The 1,657-nt window shown below is 64.7% G+C and carries 1 protein-coding gene; it reads right to left on the bottom strand.

Annotated features, from left to right (window positions below; genetic code table 11):
• Nucleotides 1–174: 174 nt before the first annotated feature.
• The gene (locus AX672_RS07485) at nt 175–1,545 is read right to left on the bottom strand and encodes an IS1380 family transposase (RefSeq protein ID WP_066650452.1); all 1,371 of its coding nucleotides are present in this window, start codon (nt 1,543–1,545) and stop codon (nt 175–177) included.
• Between the last annotated feature and the right edge of the window lie 112 nt (nt 1,546–1,657).

Below are 1,657 nucleotides of genomic sequence, written 5' to 3'. Positions count from 1 at the left end.
CTAGACCCCACTATTCATGAGGCCACCGCTCTGGGTTCGTCCGAGCATGATTTGTCGGTCGCCGGGTGATCAGGGCAAGCGCCTCCGGCGGCGTTTTTTCACCGCGTCAGGATCAATGGGCTTTTCGAGGTTGAAGGACGAGGGCTTGGGCTTTCGGCGGCACTGCCGGGCTAGTTATGTGGGTGCCGGCCGGAGGCCGGTGGCAATGGCTCTGAACAGGCTGGCATCGGGGCAGGCTGACGCGAAGGCGACGCGGATGCGCGTAGCGGTTTCGATGACGCGGGCGGCGACCTTGAGCAATCGCAGGCGCAGCGTTGCGAACTCGGCAACGGCGAGCGGGGCAGCCTTCGGGATTTCCTGCTGGATGCGCCACACGAGCCAGTAGGCGGCGGTGTGCAGGATGATGCGCATCTGGTTGGCGTTGGCAGATCGGCACGAGGTACGATCGCTGGCGAGCTGGGTCTTGTGGCGCTTGATCAGGTTCTCGGCGTTGCCGCGAGCGCAGTAGAGGGTGTCGTAGATTTGCTCAGCCGAGCCTTCGGCCAGCGAGGTGACGACATAGCGGATATCCATGCCCAGCGTGCTGGCCTCGATCCGGGCGACGACGCGGCGCTGGCACTTCCAGCTCTTCGCGCCGTAGCGGGTCTCGGCATAGTTGCGCAGGACCGGGTATTGGCGCTGAGCCCGCTTAACCGCGCAGGCATCAGCGGCAGCGACGATTTCGGGATCAGCACGCAGCGCGGCGTTGGTTGGCAGGCCGAACACGTAATCGACGCCGGCCGGCTCGCAAAAGGCCATGACCTCGGGTCGGCCATAGTGCCCGTCGCCGCGGATGGTGATGTGCGTTTCGGGCCAGTGCCGGCGCAGATGGCGCACCAGGCGCCGGATGTGGCCGGCAGCTTCGGCGCCCGACGGTGTCTTGCCGGTGCGCAGTAGCATCGCCACCGGTCGGCCGGTGGCAGTGTCGTAGACATGGATCGGCAGGAAGCAGCGCTCGCCATGATGCCCGTTCCAGAAGGAGAGCTGCTGATAGCCATGAACAACATCACAGGTGTCATCGATATCCAGCGTCACCGCCGCCGGCGCGGCAGGGTAACTGGCGCAGTAGATGTCGATCATCGCGGACATCATCCTGGCCAACTCGCGTGTGGTCGGCGCATTTTCCCACCGGCTCATCGTTGGTTGGCTGGCCAGCCCCGCGCCCGATCCCGGCAGCTTGCCCAGCGCCAGGCGGAAGCCCGGATCGTCACGCAGAGCGTCGAGATCATCGGCGTCCTCGTAGCCGCACGCGATCGCGAACACGCGGGCACGCAGTATGTCATCAAGGCGATGGATCACCCGCGCAGGATCGCGCGGATCGGCAATGCAAGCCGCAAGCCGCCGGCAAAGCCCCATCGCGCGCTCGGCCTGTGCCAGCAGCAGAACACCGCCATCCGAGGTGAGCCGACCTCCGTCGAACGCGGCTGTGATCTTCTTGCGCCCGATCGCTGGAAACGAAAATCCCGGCGCGCTATCATCGCTCCCGGCGGGTGTGGTCCGTGGCATAAATTGCCTCGCTGCAGGAATGGCCTAGACACCCATTTTCCTACATCAAAGCAATCGCTTAAACCACTCCCGCCAACCCTTCTGACCGAACCCGATGAATAAGCCGGGCTAG

It is taken from the genome of Sphingomonas sp. CCH10-B3 (assembly GCF_001556185.1).
GTDB classification, from domain to species: Bacteria; Pseudomonadota; Alphaproteobacteria; order Sphingomonadales; family Sphingomonadaceae; genus Sphingomonas; species Sphingomonas aquatica.
The sequence above is the reverse complement of the archived record's forward strand: the minus strand, read 5'-3'. Positions and strand labels throughout refer to the sequence as shown.